This window comes from Chitinophaga nivalis (assembly GCF_025989125.1).
Lineage (GTDB): Bacteria > Bacteroidota > Bacteroidia > Chitinophagales > Chitinophagaceae > Chitinophaga > Chitinophaga nivalis.
Window position 1 is genome coordinate 6,346,395 of the sequence record NZ_JAPDNR010000001.1, and the last position, 14,874, is coordinate 6,361,268.

Annotated in this window: 14 protein-coding genes; 3 read left to right on the forward strand and 11 right to left on the reverse strand. The window is 45.3% G+C overall.

The window, feature by feature from the left end; translation table 11 throughout:
- Positions 1 to 2: 2 nt before the first annotated feature.
- A complete protein-coding gene (locus OL444_RS23365; RefSeq protein ID WP_264729422.1) occupies positions 3 to 752 on the reverse strand; it encodes a TylF/MycF/NovP-related O-methyltransferase in 750 nt (249 codons plus the stop codon).
- 340 nt (positions 753 to 1,092) lie between these two features.
- On the opposite strand from OL444_RS23365, the gene OL444_RS23370 reads away from it, so the two are divergent.
- Complete coding sequence (locus OL444_RS23370) at positions 1,093 to 4,467, forward strand: T9SS type A sorting domain-containing protein (RefSeq protein WP_264729421.1); 3,375 nt, start codon at positions 1,093 to 1,095, stop codon at positions 4,465 to 4,467.
- 120 nt (positions 4,468 to 4,587) lie between these two features.
- Here the strand turns inward: OL444_RS23370 and OL444_RS23375 are convergent, their stop codons facing one another.
- From OL444_RS23375 to OL444_RS23405, 7 genes are all read right to left on the reverse strand, one after another.
- Complete coding sequence (locus OL444_RS23375; protein ID WP_264729420.1) at positions 4,588 to 5,157, reverse strand: DUF6620 family protein; 570 nt, start codon at positions 5,155 to 5,157, stop codon at positions 4,588 to 4,590.
- Between the two features lie 13 nt (positions 5,158 to 5,170).
- Entirely contained in the window at positions 5,171 to 5,998 is an 828-nt protein-coding gene (locus OL444_RS23380) for a hypothetical protein (protein WP_264729419.1), read from the reverse strand.
- Complete coding sequence (locus tag OL444_RS23385) at positions 5,999 to 6,247, reverse strand: hypothetical protein (RefSeq protein ID WP_264729418.1); 249 nt, start codon at positions 6,245 to 6,247, stop codon at positions 5,999 to 6,001. It abuts the gene before it with no gap.
- 18 nt (positions 6,248 to 6,265) lie between these two features.
- Positions 6,266 to 7,219: an SPFH domain-containing protein gene (locus tag OL444_RS23390; protein WP_264729417.1), complete on the reverse strand. Its 954-nt coding sequence runs from the start codon at positions 7,217 to 7,219 to the stop codon at positions 6,266 to 6,268.
- A 12-nt stretch (positions 7,220 to 7,231) separates the two neighbouring features.
- Entirely contained in the window at positions 7,232 to 7,735 is a 504-nt protein-coding gene (locus OL444_RS23395) for a hypothetical protein (protein ID WP_264729416.1), read from the reverse strand.
- Between the two features lie 18 nt (positions 7,736 to 7,753).
- Positions 7,754 to 8,215 (reverse strand): hypothetical protein, encoded by a 462-nt coding sequence (locus tag OL444_RS23400; RefSeq protein ID WP_264729415.1) that lies wholly within the window; start codon positions 8,213 to 8,215, stop codon positions 7,754 to 7,756.
- 62 nt (positions 8,216 to 8,277) lie between these two features.
- Entirely contained in the window at positions 8,278 to 8,601 is a 324-nt protein-coding gene (locus OL444_RS23405) for a DUF4870 domain-containing protein (protein ID WP_264729414.1), read from the reverse strand.
- A 227-nt stretch (positions 8,602 to 8,828) separates the two neighbouring features.
- On the opposite strand from OL444_RS23405, the gene OL444_RS23410 reads away from it, so the two are divergent.
- Together OL444_RS23410 and OL444_RS23415 are read left to right on the forward strand one after the other, a co-directional pair.
- Positions 8,829 to 10,694, forward strand: a complete 1,866-nt coding sequence (locus OL444_RS23410; protein ID WP_264729413.1) for a coiled-coil domain-containing protein — start codon at positions 8,829 to 8,831, stop codon at positions 10,692 to 10,694.
- A gap of 86 nt (positions 10,695 to 10,780) precedes the next feature.
- Positions 10,781 to 11,677, forward strand: a complete 897-nt coding sequence (locus tag OL444_RS23415) for a hypothetical protein (RefSeq protein ID WP_264729412.1) — start codon at positions 10,781 to 10,783, stop codon at positions 11,675 to 11,677.
- Positions 11,678 to 11,691: 14 nt separating this feature from the next.
- On the opposite strand, the gene OL444_RS23420 is transcribed toward OL444_RS23415, so the two are convergent.
- The 3 genes from OL444_RS23420 to OL444_RS23430 all read right to left on the reverse strand — a co-directional run bounded on the left by OL444_RS23420 (position 11,692) and on the right by OL444_RS23430 (position 14,856).
- The gene (locus OL444_RS23420; RefSeq protein WP_264729411.1) at positions 11,692 to 13,200 is read right to left on the reverse strand and encodes a serine hydrolase domain-containing protein; all 1,509 of its coding nucleotides are present in this window, start codon (positions 13,198 to 13,200) and stop codon (positions 11,692 to 11,694) included.
- Between the two features lie 248 nt (positions 13,201 to 13,448).
- The gene (locus tag OL444_RS23425; protein WP_264729410.1) at positions 13,449 to 13,901 is read right to left on the reverse strand and encodes an SRPBCC family protein; all 453 of its coding nucleotides are present in this window, start codon (positions 13,899 to 13,901) and stop codon (positions 13,449 to 13,451) included.
- Between the two features lie 262 nt (positions 13,902 to 14,163).
- The gene (locus tag OL444_RS23430; RefSeq protein ID WP_264729409.1) at positions 14,164 to 14,856 is read right to left on the reverse strand and encodes an MBL fold metallo-hydrolase; all 693 of its coding nucleotides are present in this window, start codon (positions 14,854 to 14,856) and stop codon (positions 14,164 to 14,166) included.
- Between the last annotated feature and the right edge of the window lie 18 nt (positions 14,857 to 14,874).

Consider the following 14,874-nt stretch of genomic DNA (forward strand, 5'->3'; position numbering starts at 1 on the left):
CATCATTTTATCTTAATAATGATACCATTACCATTCAGATTATGCAGTACTATACGGTCCGGCAGGGAGTACTGTTCGTTGACAAGTTGGGCGATGCCCTGGGTAAGCGGAAAACCATAGTCATTAAAAAAGATGGTACCACCAACAGTAATACGGGGCCATACCCACTCCAGTATGGACTTTGCAGACGCATAAGCATCTACATCAATGTGACAAAGACAAAAACTTTTATGGATTAATAACTCGGCAGTATCGTCCGGAAAAACACCTTCCAGCAATTGCACATTATAAATTCTGGCGGCCTTGATAAACCCCTCTACCATTTCCCGGGAGGTATCGCTATGCTCTCCGCCTTTGTAGTAATTATCATACTTATCTCCTGCCTTTACCACGCCTTCAAACGTATCGCAGGCATAAATAACTTTTAAGGATCTGTTTTCCCGGAGCTTTTCTGCCATGATAATACTGGTACTTCCCCGCCAGACACCCACTTCCAGGATATCACCCGGAATTTTTTCTGCCTGCTCTACCGCTTTCCATAACTCCCAGGCCTGGTACTTATTGACCAGCGAATTTTTCTTCACCCGCCGGAATACTTTATTGAAGCGGTAATCCCTGAGCCAGGGTGCGTAGGTATTCGCTGGAATGATCAGCTGATAGGAACTTCCCCATAACCTGGACAACAGGTAAAAAGGATATTCCAGCAATCGGATGATGATAAAGGTGATGCTACTTAAATACCGTCTATACATAAGCCTTCGATATAAAACATTCAGTACATAACGCGTGTATGCCAGTTATTCGGACTACCTATGAAATTGTTATGATGATTTCCGTCAGCTATTAAACACCTGAAAAAATAAAAACCCTTATTCTCAATAAGTTAAACTAATGTTAATGACGAATGACCCGGATATAAAGCGCCTGATAACAGCATTCCGGCAGGATTGAAAAACAGCATTAATGGCATGTAGCAAAAGCGACATGATCAGAAAAGATCCCATCACCCGGCAGGCAGCTAAAATATAATATGGGAAAGCATATTAAATTAAATCTTTACTTATTTTTGTGGGCACCTATACCCTATAATACATGATAAGATTTATACGCCATTTTCCTTTTCTCTTATTGTTTATCATTCCTTTATTGACCCAGAGCCAGCACAAAATCAGCACTTTTGCTGCACCTGTTGAAACACAAGGATTCACCGAAGCTGCGATAGCAAAGGAAGATCAAGGATTTATTTATCTGGCAGGCCAGATAAGCGACAGCACCACAGGCAACAAACTCCCGATACCTGTCATCCTCAAAATGGATGCAGGTGGCAATACCCGATGGAGTTACAGCATCAACAAAGAAACAGATGGAGAAAGACGGAATGCGGGTAATGATGGTGACCGTGTAAACGAATATGCCCAAAGCCGCATCAAATCCCTTATCATCGACAGCAGCTACGTTTTTGCCGCGCTATACAACTATTATGGCGACCGGGGTGAATTCTATGAGATCCGCTGTCTGAATAAAAACACAGGTGATCTTGTCTGGAGGATAAAAACCGACGCTGAGATAAAGGCGCTGAATACTACCGGTGGAGATTACTTTATCTATAGTACCAGCGATTACTACGGGAATTATTACATCCTCCTGGACCGCCATACAGGACGACAAATACAGGTGCAAACACATCCCGTAATGGCCCGCTATGAGTTTGATACAGACGGTAGTACCTACCTGATCAAAGGAGATACAATCGCCCGGTATAGCACGCCATTACTCGATCATAAAGTATGGGAAGTAAAAATAGCCACTGCATATGGTACCATCACCTCCATTAGTCTTCAACCTGACGGCAAGCTGTATTTCTTCGGACATAATGAGACCAGGGGATTCTTCGGCCAGGTATCCAAAGCAGATGGCAGCACCTTCTGGAAACAAACCCCGACAGCACTGACAGACGTATTTATCAACAGTTTTAAATTCGTTCATGATAAGTTGTATGTCTCCGGTATTCATAAATACTTTGGCAGCGTATTCAGCGCATTCAGCATTGTGGCGGCAGATGCGGCCAGCGGGCAGGTTTTAATTGATAAAACTTACACCGGTAAAGGAGCGTCTCCATATTTTGGGATCAATAGCGTAGATGCAGATGTGTATGGTAACGTATATGCTTCCGGGTATGAAAATGCCAACGATTCCCGTACCGGTTCCTGGGCAGTACTTAAACTGTCGCCCAATGGTAGTTTCATTTATCATAAGCTGGTTGAAAACGGAGAACCCAAAGCCTACGGCGCACAGGGCCTGCTGACAAGGGTTATCAACAACCAGGTGGTACATATCGGAAACCTGAGTATGAACGGCCGTATCCGTACCCTGCTCATCGCTACCGATACATCCGCTACATTCCAGCCACGCCTGCAACAGCTGCCGGTAGCCACTATTCAGTATGGCAGCGCCGTAAAAGTAATCCGGAATTTCTCTGCCAATGCCTATGCGATACTGAAACAAACCGGTAACCACGCCACCCTTGAATACATTAATACCGATAATAAGAACTTCTCCTGGTCCAGAAAAATAGATGGCGGCGCCTATGTCAAAGCAGACAGAATGGCCATAACAGCCGACAAACAAATTGTGATCCTGACGCAGAAACATAAAGCGTCATCTGCCCTGCAGGATTATCGGCAACAACCAGATAGTGCGTATATCACGCAATTTGATTCTATTGGTACAGTTACTAAAGATTACAGTTATTACATCGGTGACAGAAAGGATTTTAAGTCCATTCAGTTGTATACTTCCCCGGATACCAATACCGTAGTGGTATTTTCGCAGGTAGATTTTTATAAGTCGCCTTTGTCCACCCATTTTTTTAATCCGGCGAGAGCCTCAGAAAGAATGGGTGGCGACTGGCAATATATTGCCAGCCCCTGGGTGCCGCTTCCCGGCAACCAGCAAGTGCTGTTTCCGATGTCCAGAGACAGCTCCGGCATGATGCGTACGACCCGGGGATCTGACTATTATCCGGCCAGCAGCTCCTACAGAACCTATGTGTTCAATGAAAACAACCAGGCCGGAATTAAGGCTGTACAATGGCATAAGACCAGTAGCAACTATGCCGCACATAACCTGGCCGTTTGTGATAGCAACAGTATACTTTCTCTTGGGAAAGATGCACAGCAGCGTGCTGTCATTAAACGTTACAACTACCGGAAGCAGGTATTTGAATGGGAAGACATCCAGCCAAAAGGTAGTACAATTGAGCAGGCGCTTGTCAGCGACGGGAAGGTGTATTGGGCAGGTAAAAGAGATCGCTCCCTGATCATCAGAAAACTGGATAGCCAGACAGGTAACGGGATATGGGAAAAAGAGGCCGCAACCACAGGCGCAAACCAATACTATGTACCGCTGGATCAGGCCTATAATCCTATCCGGCAACAGTATGTGGTGACCGGCTATATAGCCGATACCTCCGTGCTGCTGGCTAAGCAAAAACCTTTCTATGTAATCATAGATTCCGCCGGCACCGTTGTGCAAAACTGGACCAGCCCGGCAGATTACCGCCAGTTTAACCAGTTAAACAGCGTTGCCATCACAGCTGCCGGTCAAACCATTATCGGCGGTTCGTTATACAAAGATCCCAACGGGCTCGCCGGCATCCTGATTGAAGCAGATAAACCAATACTGCCGCCAACCGAGCAAGTTGTTACACCATGCGAATCCACCTCATTTACCCTCGATGCAGGCACCGACGGCACCGCCTACCAATGGCAGGCAGATAACGGCAGCGGCTATGTGAATCTCACCAACAATGCTACGGTGAACGGCGTCAATAACCGGATACTGCATATTGTCCGTACGCCGGCATCCTGGAATGGTACCCGCTTCCGTTGCCTGGTCAATAATAACAGCGATATCATATTCCGTTTAGCCGTATCAGTTAGTACGCCGGCAAGCGTGCATATCACAGCCAGCGACACCCTGATTAAAGCCGGCAACCCGGTTACCTTCACCGCTACGCCCTCCAATGCCACCAATTGTACCTATCAATGGATGATAAATAATACGGCTGCCGGAAACGGTCAGCCGGTCTTTACCCTTTCTCCGGATAAAGATATCACCGTACTGGTAAAAATGACGGGAGAGCATACCTGCACGGGTAGTCTTATCGCTGCCAACAGCAACACCATTCGTGTAAGTGTACAACCTGCTGCGGCACCCGACCCGGCCACTCCGGTGGCCTACCCCAACCCGGTAAGCAACACCGTCATGCTGGATCTCCGGCCGGAAGACAAATGGGAATCACTGGAAATAATGGATTTACAAGGCAACCGGCAATTATTACTGCCAGACATCAGTAACCGGCTTAAAGTCAGCATACCCGTACCCACTTTGAATGCGGGTATTTATATCATAAAACTGCAATCCGGAAATGGGTATCACAAATCCAGCCGGTTTATCAAACAATAAGTATCTATCACTAAAAAGGCTAAACGAATTCGTTTAGCCTTTTTAGTGATAACTCCATCGAAAAGGGCTTTCCTACCGGAAGCTGCGTTTCATCCGGCCGGCAGGAACCGTCCGGGGTCATTAAAACTGAATATCATCCGCCACATTTCCACCCTGTGCCTGGGCAAACAGCTGCTTGTATTTTGCATTGTAAGCTGCTTGTCTTTCGTTATACCCGGCATAATCTGCGGCAATATCCTGATGAATCTGATCACTCCACATAGAGGCGGCGATCTGAAAGTCTCCCAGCGAAATCCCATATTGGTCTACAATCCACTGCGCGCCATCCAGTCCATAATCATAAGCCACCTGGCGGGCCACTTCCAGCTCCTGATAAAAGTCTTTGTCTGTTTTGATCTTTGCGGTATTGCCACCATCGGCAGTGGATGCCGCCGCCTTTAAACCACTGAACTTCGGATGCTGATCCGCCTGACCAAAATACTGTCCGAACAGGGTGATGATGTGATAGGTCGCATCCTGTTTCATACGTTCCGGCCAAAGCAGGTTCGCTTCTTCCCAAACGGGTAATTCTACTCCCAGGGCTGCTGCAATATCGTTTTCGGTTAAACCGCTGCCCAGTTTCGCGCAGGCAGCGCCGTAATCTTCTAAAGTAATACCGTGAATAGGTGCTAATAATGGATTCTCAGACATGTTCGTGTATGATTTAAAGATGATGATTAGTATAATCGTTTAGTAAACGTTGATGAAATTTTTCATTTTCAGCCGCCATATCCGGCACTATTTTATTCCACTCGTCGAACATGGCCCGCAAATATTGCCGGTACAGGTCCGGCTGCCGCGGGTTACTGGCCTCATAGCGCCGCAGCAAATGCGCCGTTCGTTGTTCTGCCAGGCTACGGGCCTGGCCTAGGACCATCCGTGCGCCCGTAGATGGCATGAACGTGTTCTGCGACTGGCAGAAAGGACAAGGAATATAGGTCGCAATGAAAAACATTTTGGGAATAGAGATATTACCACCGCACTGCTTGCAGCAATATTTATCGCGGATACGTTCAAATGCAGCCAGCTGCTCCTGGTAGGCGGCTTCCAGGTCTTCTTCTCCTGCGGCTCCCTGCAGCAGCGTAATGGCTTCGTGGATCTTTTCTTCAAAAACATCATGCCGGTTGAAGCAGGCCATTTTGAAGGCAAACAGCCGGTCGTAATATTCACGCCCTGCCCTGGAGGTAATCTGCGGTAAAGAACATTCCGTTGCCGTCACAAAATCAATGATGCTGTCTGTCCGCACGGTATTGGCCTTGGTCCGCATCTCATTGATCTGTCCGAGCAATCCGGCCAGCATACGGCCATGCGCCCGCTTATAGGGATCTGTATCCTCCTCAAAAAGATGGCGCAGCTCCGGCAACGCAGCGGTGCTCACTTCTTCCATCCGGGCTTCCAGCTTCTCCAGAAAAACAAACCATCGTTCCTGTCTCGCTGCCATTTCTTCGATCAGCGTCGGATTATTATATTTCTTCTCAAATAAACCAAACATCTATTTTGAATTATCTTCCTGTTTAATATGGATACCGGTAGTCAGTCTCACCTCCATGAATACAAATCCACAATAGGCACAGGCAGTAAGACCATGCCGGCAGGCTCTCCCGGCGCCGCATTCCGGGCAATCACGGATCTCCATTTCCGCCTCTTTATGAACGATTTCCCCGCCATAGTTTACCTGATCTGCGGCCTGTTGTTTCAGTCGTTCCAGATAGGAAGTGACCCGCTTGTTTTCTTCTTGCATACACTGTGATAAAAGGGATTAAAGTAATTTCAGCAGTTCTTCTTTTTTCGCAGCATATTCTGCATCAGTGATCAGCTGTGCATCGAAAAGCTGCTTTAATTTCTTAAGCCGTTCCGTTATATCTTCCGTTCCAACCGTTTTATTTTGGGTAGATACATTCGCTGCCAGCTGGGAGATCATGCCCATTACCACGCCTTGTCGTGCCCCTTCTCCGATGGCGGAACCTTCCTGATCCATGGCATTGGCAATGCTGTATTGGGAAAATTTATGCATATCCGTGACCATATTCATACCGGTTACCTTATCATACTGTTTCAGTACTTCTTCCGGTAGGGTAATGCTGGTAATGGTAAAACGGGTTACTTCCAATCCGAAGTCGGTAAAGCAAGGCTGAATCAGGGGATGTATTTTTTCATTCAGTGCAGTGATATTACCTGCCGCCGCTGTTACGGTGATATTGGCCAACGATAATACTTCCGCAAACTTCGGGGCAATGAAATCGCGCAATTGCAGTTCCAGATCTCCGATCTCCAGGTGGGGCCGGGTGCCGGCATATTCCCGGAAGAACCGGGCTACATCCGTAATACGGAGATTATAGGTACCAAATGCCCGGATACGTACCTGTCCGAAGCTGGCATCTTTCATCAATACCGGTGCGGGGGTCCCCCATTTCAGCTGCACAAACTGATGGGTATTAAAAAAATAAACGTCTGCTTTGAAAGGGCTTTCAAAACCATACTTCCAGCCACGCAGGCGGGTCAGTACAGGTATATTTTCCGTTTTCAGGATATGCCTCCCGGCCGGGAATACATCTGCCAGCTGCCCTTCATTCAGCAGAAGTGCATGCTGACTTTCTCTCACCGTCAACACCGCTCCCTGCTTGATTTCCTTATCGGCATCGGCGAACTTCCACATCAGCGTATTCGGATCTGGTGTAACCGATTCAATGATCTCTATAAAAGGTAATATCATAAGATTAAGTGCTTAAATATGAGGCGTCAGCGCTGCAGATAAGAAATTACTGACCGTTGTCAATATGGTGGTTTCATACAATTCCTGTTTTCTTCTGCCCTTTTGGGTATCCGGGAAATAATCGCTGATGGCATAATTCCGGCCGAATTTATTTTTCTGGTTAGACATCACATAGTGCAGTTCACAGTTAACTGTTTCCGTCAGGATGTAGATGTCTTCAAAAGACAGGATCCGCCGGGTGTACAAACCAGGCACCCGCTGATATACCTGCCGGTTGTGCTGATCAAAAATATAGGTGAGGTTCAGTTTAAATAAAAAGTCATATACCCCATAGGCAGCACTGACGATGCCCAGACACCGGAGCAGCATGCGTACCTCGTAATTAAGCGGCCATACCAATGGCAATATGAAAGCCACACCTGTTACGATCGCACTAAAGATAATCTGGGTTTTAAACCCTTTATTGGGTTGAAAACTCAGCTTTCCATCCGTTAATTTCAGATTATACGATTGCATCCTTCCTGTTTTAATGCTTTAGTTTTCTATACCCATGATCGTGGCCAACTCATCTGTCACCTGCTGTAATGGTTTTGTTACAAACATGGTCTGATGCAGGAAGATCACTTTTCTTTTGCCATGCTTCTCCAACTCCATGGTGGCCGTTGCATTCATCGTGATGATAAATGTTTGCCTGGAGATAACGAAATTCCGGAAGTCTTCGAACCGGAATTCGTTTGGACGCATAAAGAAAACCGGTTGCATGGAAATAGTATGGGTGGTGGCATCGATCCTTAATTTACCCGTCGTCCGGAGCAGGAGTACCACGCCCGCCAAACCAAGCAGTATGCTGCTGGCCTTCGCCCCCGGATTATTTTTACTGAGTAAAACAAAGGCCATTAACGCGAATAATAGGATGGCCAGCCCGTAGTAGAGGACAGTCTGGTTCTTTTTAATGTACACATTCCCTTCCCGGGTAAAATACTTAAATGATTGCATATGGTTTTTTATAATATGGATACACAAGACAACTTAATATAGTGCAGTATGGTAGGATCACCCTAACCAATAAACGAAAATTTATGTTCGAATGCTTTGCCAAAAACCGGTACCGGCTTTTGCGCATCATTGCCGGCATTGATCATACCCAGTATCCAGAATATGAGTATCGTCCATCCGGCCAGACTCAGCAATGACCAGGCAGGCACCAGGTAACTGATCGCATACAAAACGATATTGAGCAGGATACTTACAATCGCCAGGCCCAAAGATTGCTTCAAATGATAAATAAGCAAAGCGTCTGTTTTTTCTTTTCCGGAGAAATAAGCAATTAACCAACCGATCAGGGTAACATAGGAGAGCATCGATAATGTTCTGTTGTTCATGCATGCTGGATTTTCATTGAGCAAGATTGCTTTTGCGAATGTGCATCTCCTCCTGCATTTATCCGCATCTATGCCTCCTACAAAATGACTACGCATGGCAAAGAGGCGTCTACAATATGACTACAACAATATTTACTATTTAATTATCAATTATTTACAAATAATAATAAACAACACATCATCAGATTCCCGCTTTGCATTTTATCTATTTATAGTAATTTAACTGCATGAAGTCATTACCATATCTGCTATTTATTTGTTTGTGTAGCTGTATTTCCGGATTGTCGTCCCACCTGTGGGCGCAACAACCTTTACCGGATAGTTTGCAGGCTGTGGTCAATGCTCCCGGATCTGATAAAAAAAACAAACCCGCCTTATTACATCAGCTGGCAGAAATATACCGGATCAATAAAAATTATGCAGGGGCCCTCACCGCAGCCAGGCAAAGTGCCACGATCGCCTTGCAGTGTAAAAACTATCCGGAGGCCAGCAAAGCATATACCTTGCTGGTAGCTATCAAAGCCAATATGCAGCAATACGCCGACCTGAAACAAACCAGCGATTCTGCCCTGTCCATTGCACAGCAAGCCAATGACCCTATTGCCAGGGCCTATGCTTACTACTCCAGGATACTGCTTTACAAAACCCTGGAAAACCCGACTGATATGGTCAAATATGGTCAGCTGGGATTGAAACAACTGGAAAAAACGAATGACCCTTTTATTGCCGCCAAAATTTACTACCAGCTGTATGTAGTGCACTCAGACTGGAATAATGAAGAGAAAGTGTATACCTACGCCCAGGCAGCTACGGAGAATGCACGCCAGGCCAACGACTATAACTTATTGAGTAATTGCTATACTGCCCTGTCGGTAGCTCACGAATACAAATACAATGCAACCAAAAACAAACTGGAGCTGGACAGTGTCCTGTTTTACCTGAATAAGCCGGTCATGCTATACCGGCAATACCCGGGCAGCGTTTCTCCCAATACCTACGCCATTGCCTGTATCAACATCGCCAACAGTTACCTGAAATACTTTCCTGCCGACAATCCCACCACCAAAGCCCAGGCGATCAACTATGCCACCCTGGCCCGGTCGGCTGTCAGAAATGTGGACAACAGCGAAGAAATAGAGGCCAGCAGTTTAGGAATACTCAGCGAATATGCCAAACGGGAAGGCGATCTGACGCAGACCGAAAGTCACCTGCTGGCAGCCTACTACGTGATGAAAACAGCTGCTACCCCCTACTACTACACCATGATTAATGTGGTACAGGCACTGTCGGACCTGTATGAACAAAAGGGAGATTATAAGCGGGCATTAGCCTTTCAAAAGGAAGCCACCCTGTATAACAATAAAAACTTCAATCAGCAGAAGGCACTCAACACCCAAAAGCTGGAAATGCAGTACGAAACGGAAAAGAAAAACAATGAAATGCAGCTGCTGAAAGAACGGGAGAAAAGCCGCACCCGGCAAAACTACCTGTATGCCTGCATTGCCCTGGCTTCTGCCATCGGGCTGGTATTCATGTTCCGCTCCTACCATTTCAGGTTGCGTTACTCCCTGCAACGGGAAAAACAACTGCAGCTGGAAAACAAGGACACCGAAATGCAGGTAAAGCTGGAAAAAGAAGAACACGCCCGGCTCAAAGCAGAACACCAGCTCCTAAGCACCCAGCAGGAACAGCTGAAAAAAGAAGCCATGGCCAATATATTGCAACTGGAACATAAACACCAGATGCTGCTGAATATAAAAGATAAGCTGACGGAAGACAACTCCATCAATATGCAGAAAATCGTGAAAGAGGAAATGGTGATCGATAGTGATTTCGAACTGGCAAAAGTTCAGATCCAACAGATACACCCTGACTTTTTTCACCTGATCAACGAAAAAGCACAGCGCAAACTTACCTTGCTCGACCTTAAACTTTGTACCTACCTGTATCTCAAAATGGATACCCGGCAGATTGCCCAGCTCATGAACATTGAAACCAAAAGTGTCAGAATGAGTCGTTATAGAATCAAACAGAAATTAGGATTGGATAAAGAAGATGACCTGCATGCTTTCCTGCAGGGATTAGGCAATTAACCCTTCTCTTATAAATAATAATAGTCCGGAAATATTATCTTGCAGGAAGCGGAACAATGATCCCGGCCAGCAAAAACAGTGTACAAATGAACTTACCCAACGAAATATATACCTTATCAGACATCACGCATTTAACCACATTCCTCGCGACACTTCCGGCAGCGGAGCTCCGGCAGGCGTTATGGCAGGAATATGATACGTTGTTTGATTACAAAAACATACAGGAATGGAACAAGCTGGTCCGCATCTGTGAGGCATTAGCCATCACCGGCTGGGGAGAAAGGGAACCGGTAGAAGCGTTTGCATCGAAATGGTTGAATGGCGCTTATTACACGTATATCCAGGACCGTTATTTTGATAACAAATCCGTTAAGAGCTGGTCTAAGATGAAAGATACCTACGTCTTATATGAACCAGATGCGGATAAAACAGATTACGGCATATCTCAGCTACGCTCCCAGCAAAATCCGCTGGCGCGCAGCCCCCTGCGATTTACGACGATTATCAGCAACAAACAATCATCCGTAGTCCCTTTCTGGGAATCCATTTTACGACTGCAGCAAACACTAAATAAAACACTACGTCCGCAACTATATGGGCGGTCATTTTCCTACATCCTATTTGTACTACACTTCAGTAATCACGATGATGAACACACCACCGTACAGCATGAATACTTTCATGATGAAGCAGATGCCGTGAAAAACCGTTCTTATAAATATTACATCAGACCCCGGCTGAAAACCGGAAAACTGGCGATGGCAAAGCAGGAGCTGAGACTATCATTTGACAGGTACTATACCAGAGCCTTCGGAGAGTTGCCCCTCGAAGCGCAAAAGCAAGTAATGGTAACAGAACTCACTGAAGTAATAGATATACTGGCGGAGAAGCTAAAAAAGAAAAAGATAGCTTATGATGTGGCCTTGTTCAGGGAAGATGTAGCCAACATTGTAAAAGAGTGGGTCGCCGCAGGTGCTTCCTAAAGTTCGGGGATCTGTTATTCTAAATTTCGCCTTACAATTTCTTTCCCGGCTTCGCCTAAATATTCTTCAATGATTTTTTTCCAGATCACCAACCCATTTTCTCCATTAATAAAAATAATCAACCCTCTTTTTGATTTTGGCAGCAACAGCGCTATACATTTTGTACCCTCATCACCACCTGTATGCTGCAAGGCAAATTCCTGACCAGGCAAATCAGGAAATACCTGCATCCCTAATCCCCAACTAACACCTGCTTTCACCGTGGATTGGGGTGTAATAAACTCCTGATACAGTTTCGGTGAAAGGCCGGCACTATCCAGTATATGTACTAAACATTTACTGTAGTCCGCAACAGTGGTCAATAAATTAGCCGCTGCATTTGCCGTATAATATTTTTCATATTTCAATGGCTGACCCATGGTATCGCTTTCCACGGCATACCGGCTTTCATCGGTTGCCTTTGTCCAATAATAATAGGTATCCTCCATTTTCAAGGGTGAAAACAACCATTCATTGGCCAGTTGCGCCAATGGTTTTTTAAATTTTTTTTCAATTGCCTTTCTAAGGTATTCAAACCCCTCCCCTGAATATTGGAATTTTGTACCTGGCTCGAATTCAAAAACCAGTTTTTTGTCGGCCCGCAAATATCGCCAGTTAGGAAAGCCCGATTGTTGGCTTAAAATATACCTGGTTGTTAATTTTAATAGCCACGGATTATCTTTCAAGGCAGGATCCACGTAGTAGTGCGCCACCGGTTCATCCAGCTTCCATTTTCCTGCTTCAATCAGTTTCAGTACCACTAAGGCGGTAATGGGTTTGGTCAGCGAAGCCACTTTATAGATACTGTTTGCGGCAATGGCAACACCAGGCTGTTGCTCTCCAAAAGCGCTGATTTGCTGTAGCTTGCCGTGGTTGATGTACCCAATGGATACAGACGGTATTTTAAACGCCTTTAAAAGCCATGTTATACCGGCATCCGTATCAAACAACGGAAACGGATAATTGTCGTCAAAACGAACGCCATACCTTTTGGGCTTATTGTGATTATAACTTAATTCGCGTTTTATTTTCCAGCTCCCTCCGTCTAAAACCCAGGTAGCAATAAAGCGGGCATTTTCAGTAAACCTTAATGCTTTACCCGGTTCGGCTATATAAAAATCATGGATACCCATCTGGATAGCCCCATATATCTTCCCTTCATTTTTCAGCGGATATACCACCAGGCTCCCTTGCACCAGTTTCCGGATAGGTTTTTGGTTGGTATTTGAACAAATACTTTCTTTGAATCCTTTTAAAAACTCAGCTTTATTCTGTGCACCATTCTGGTCATGATAAAATTCAAAATCAGGTACCAGCAGTCCTTCCAAAGCAGCCAGATTGCATTTATTAAAACCTTCTTCAAACAAAATACTGTCGCCTCTTTGCAGTGCAATAAAAATCGGGGAAGTTGTACTTTCCTGCGCGAAAGCTACATGAGTTGCCAACAGCATAGTTATCCACCAGGCAGTCTTGAGCCATTTCATCTTGTTGTGGTTTAATTGATGATATCCACTAAAAGCCAATCTTATTTTTCTATGATAACCCAATCAATATAAAATGAGACGTGTGCATGAACTGTGCCTTGGAGGAATATGCTATTCGTTTAGTAGTATTTGGTCTCATCCGGAGAAAAATCTCCTGACAAAAGTAAGGTATATACCTGGTTTCCTGACATGCGCTGCTTATTTCCGGAAATAAGCAGCGCATGACACTGCAGCATACAACAGACCGCTTACGCGACTTCTTTCGGATTAGGCTCGCCTTTGCCGGTAACAATGAGGTTACGAAGACTATTATTGATATACTTACTCCACCCGTTAAAACAGGCTTCATAACATTCGTATTCAGGTACTAATCCCCAATGCGTAAAGCGGATACCCGTTTTATCGTCCTGCCGGAAGATCTCAAAACTCACCTTATCTCCCGTCCACTCGTTTGCGTGTTTGGTAAAATTAAAGTAGTTTTTAAGCACCTCCCATACGACTTTTTCATAAGGTACCACTTCGACTAATTTCATCGTGCAAATATGCACATCCTGGTAAGCATAGGTAAACTCGTCATGTAGCTGCGTGGTGCCTCCTTCAATGTTTTCAGACCACCATCCACGTACATTGTTGATGGCATGAAATACCTCTTCTGGGGTTTGATCTACCAGATAAGTAGTCGTAAAATCCTGATTAACCATAGTCTTGTTATTTATAAATCTGATAAAGTGTTTTATCAGGATAAAGTTACCGTTCTTACTGGTAATCCAGGGGGTGTAAAACAGACTTTAAAGCGGGGTAATTCAGACTTTTTCTGCGGATATCCAACAACAACCGTATCAACAAAGTATGCCGGAAGTTTACCTCCGGAAAATGGTATTCCTGAAAGTATACTTCCGGCATAACATGATTGTATGCGATCATTTTCCGGCTATTACCAAAGGGCCACGTAATGCAGGCTACCTATTGAAATGCATACAGCCGTTGCTGATCATTCCGCATCCGGTAAGCAACAAACATATCCTTCTCTTTGAAGTTCAGATAAATATTATTCAGCATCACTTCTTCAAAAGAAAGCCCGACCGGCAGCCCGAATGAATGCCCCGGAAATACCAGCACCTCTTTTGTTACGTTGGTACGTATCCGTTGTAAGCTATCAAACATACTATAGGGATTAGCTCCTTTCCCCCAGCACAGACCACAACCTTCGATAAACAAGGTATCACCGGAAAACAGGCAATTGCCCACGTAGAAACAGGTACTGCCGGCTGTATGTCCGGGTGTTACCCATGCCTGTACCGGTATCCCTCCCGGTGAGAGCAGTGCCCCATCTTCAAATGCGATCAGCCCTTCACAATGAAACCGGTAGTAATTGATTTCCGCAGCAGACATCCACACAGGACAATGCCAGGCAGCTGTAAAAAAACCAACCAGATCTACATGATCAAAATGGGAATGAGTGAGCAGGATACCCGCCAGCGTTGCATTAGCCGCCGTCAGCACCGCATTGATCTTATCCGGTTCCCAGGCAGGATCTATGACCACTGCCTGCAAACTATCTTCATCCAGTATCACATAGCTGTAGTTGACAAAGCTATCTTTCTTAACCCTGACCGGAAATACTTTCAGGCGTGGCTCTTTTTTATAAATATGCATGTTATCAGTTCAATAATC

Bases quoted from the DNA above. Each gene is read 5' to 3' on its own strand.
- OL444_RS23365 (WP_264729422.1), bottom strand. From the start codon at position 752: ATGTATAGACGGTATTTAAGTAGCATCACCTTTATCATCATCCGATTG.
- OL444_RS23370 (WP_264729421.1), top strand. From the start codon at position 1,093: ATGATAAGATTTATACGCCATTTTCCTTTTCTCTTATTGTTTATCATT.
- OL444_RS23375 (WP_264729420.1), bottom strand. From the start codon at position 5,157: ATGTCTGAGAATCCATTATTAGCACCTATTCACGGTATTACTTTAGAA.
- OL444_RS23380 (WP_264729419.1), bottom strand. From the start codon at position 5,998: ATGTTTGGTTTATTTGAGAAGAAATATAATAATCCGACGCTGATCGAA.
- OL444_RS23385 (WP_264729418.1), bottom strand. From the start codon at position 6,247: ATGCAAGAAGAAAACAAGCGGGTCACTTCCTATCTGGAACGACTGAAA.
- OL444_RS23390 (WP_264729417.1), bottom strand. From the start codon at position 7,219: ATGATATTACCTTTTATAGAGATCATTGAATCGGTTACACCAGATCCG.
- OL444_RS23395 (WP_264729416.1), bottom strand. From the start codon at position 7,735: ATGCAATCGTATAATCTGAAATTAACGGATGGAAAGCTGAGTTTTCAA.
- OL444_RS23400 (WP_264729415.1), bottom strand. From the start codon at position 8,215: ATGCAATCATTTAAGTATTTTACCCGGGAAGGGAATGTGTACATTAAA.
- OL444_RS23405 (WP_264729414.1), bottom strand. From the start codon at position 8,601: ATGAACAACAGAACATTATCGATGCTCTCCTATGTTACCCTGATCGGT.
- OL444_RS23410 (WP_264729413.1), top strand. From the start codon at position 8,829: ATGAAGTCATTACCATATCTGCTATTTATTTGTTTGTGTAGCTGTATT.
- OL444_RS23415 (WP_264729412.1), top strand. From the start codon at position 10,781: ATGAACTTACCCAACGAAATATATACCTTATCAGACATCACGCATTTA.
- OL444_RS23420 (WP_264729411.1), bottom strand. From the start codon at position 13,200: ATGAAATGGCTCAAGACTGCCTGGTGGATAACTATGCTGTTGGCAACT.
- OL444_RS23425 (WP_264729410.1), bottom strand. From the start codon at position 13,901: ATGGTTAATCAGGATTTTACGACTACTTATCTGGTAGATCAAACCCCA.
- OL444_RS23430 (WP_264729409.1), bottom strand. From the start codon at position 14,856: ATGCATATTTATAAAAAAGAGCCACGCCTGAAAGTATTTCCGGTCAGG.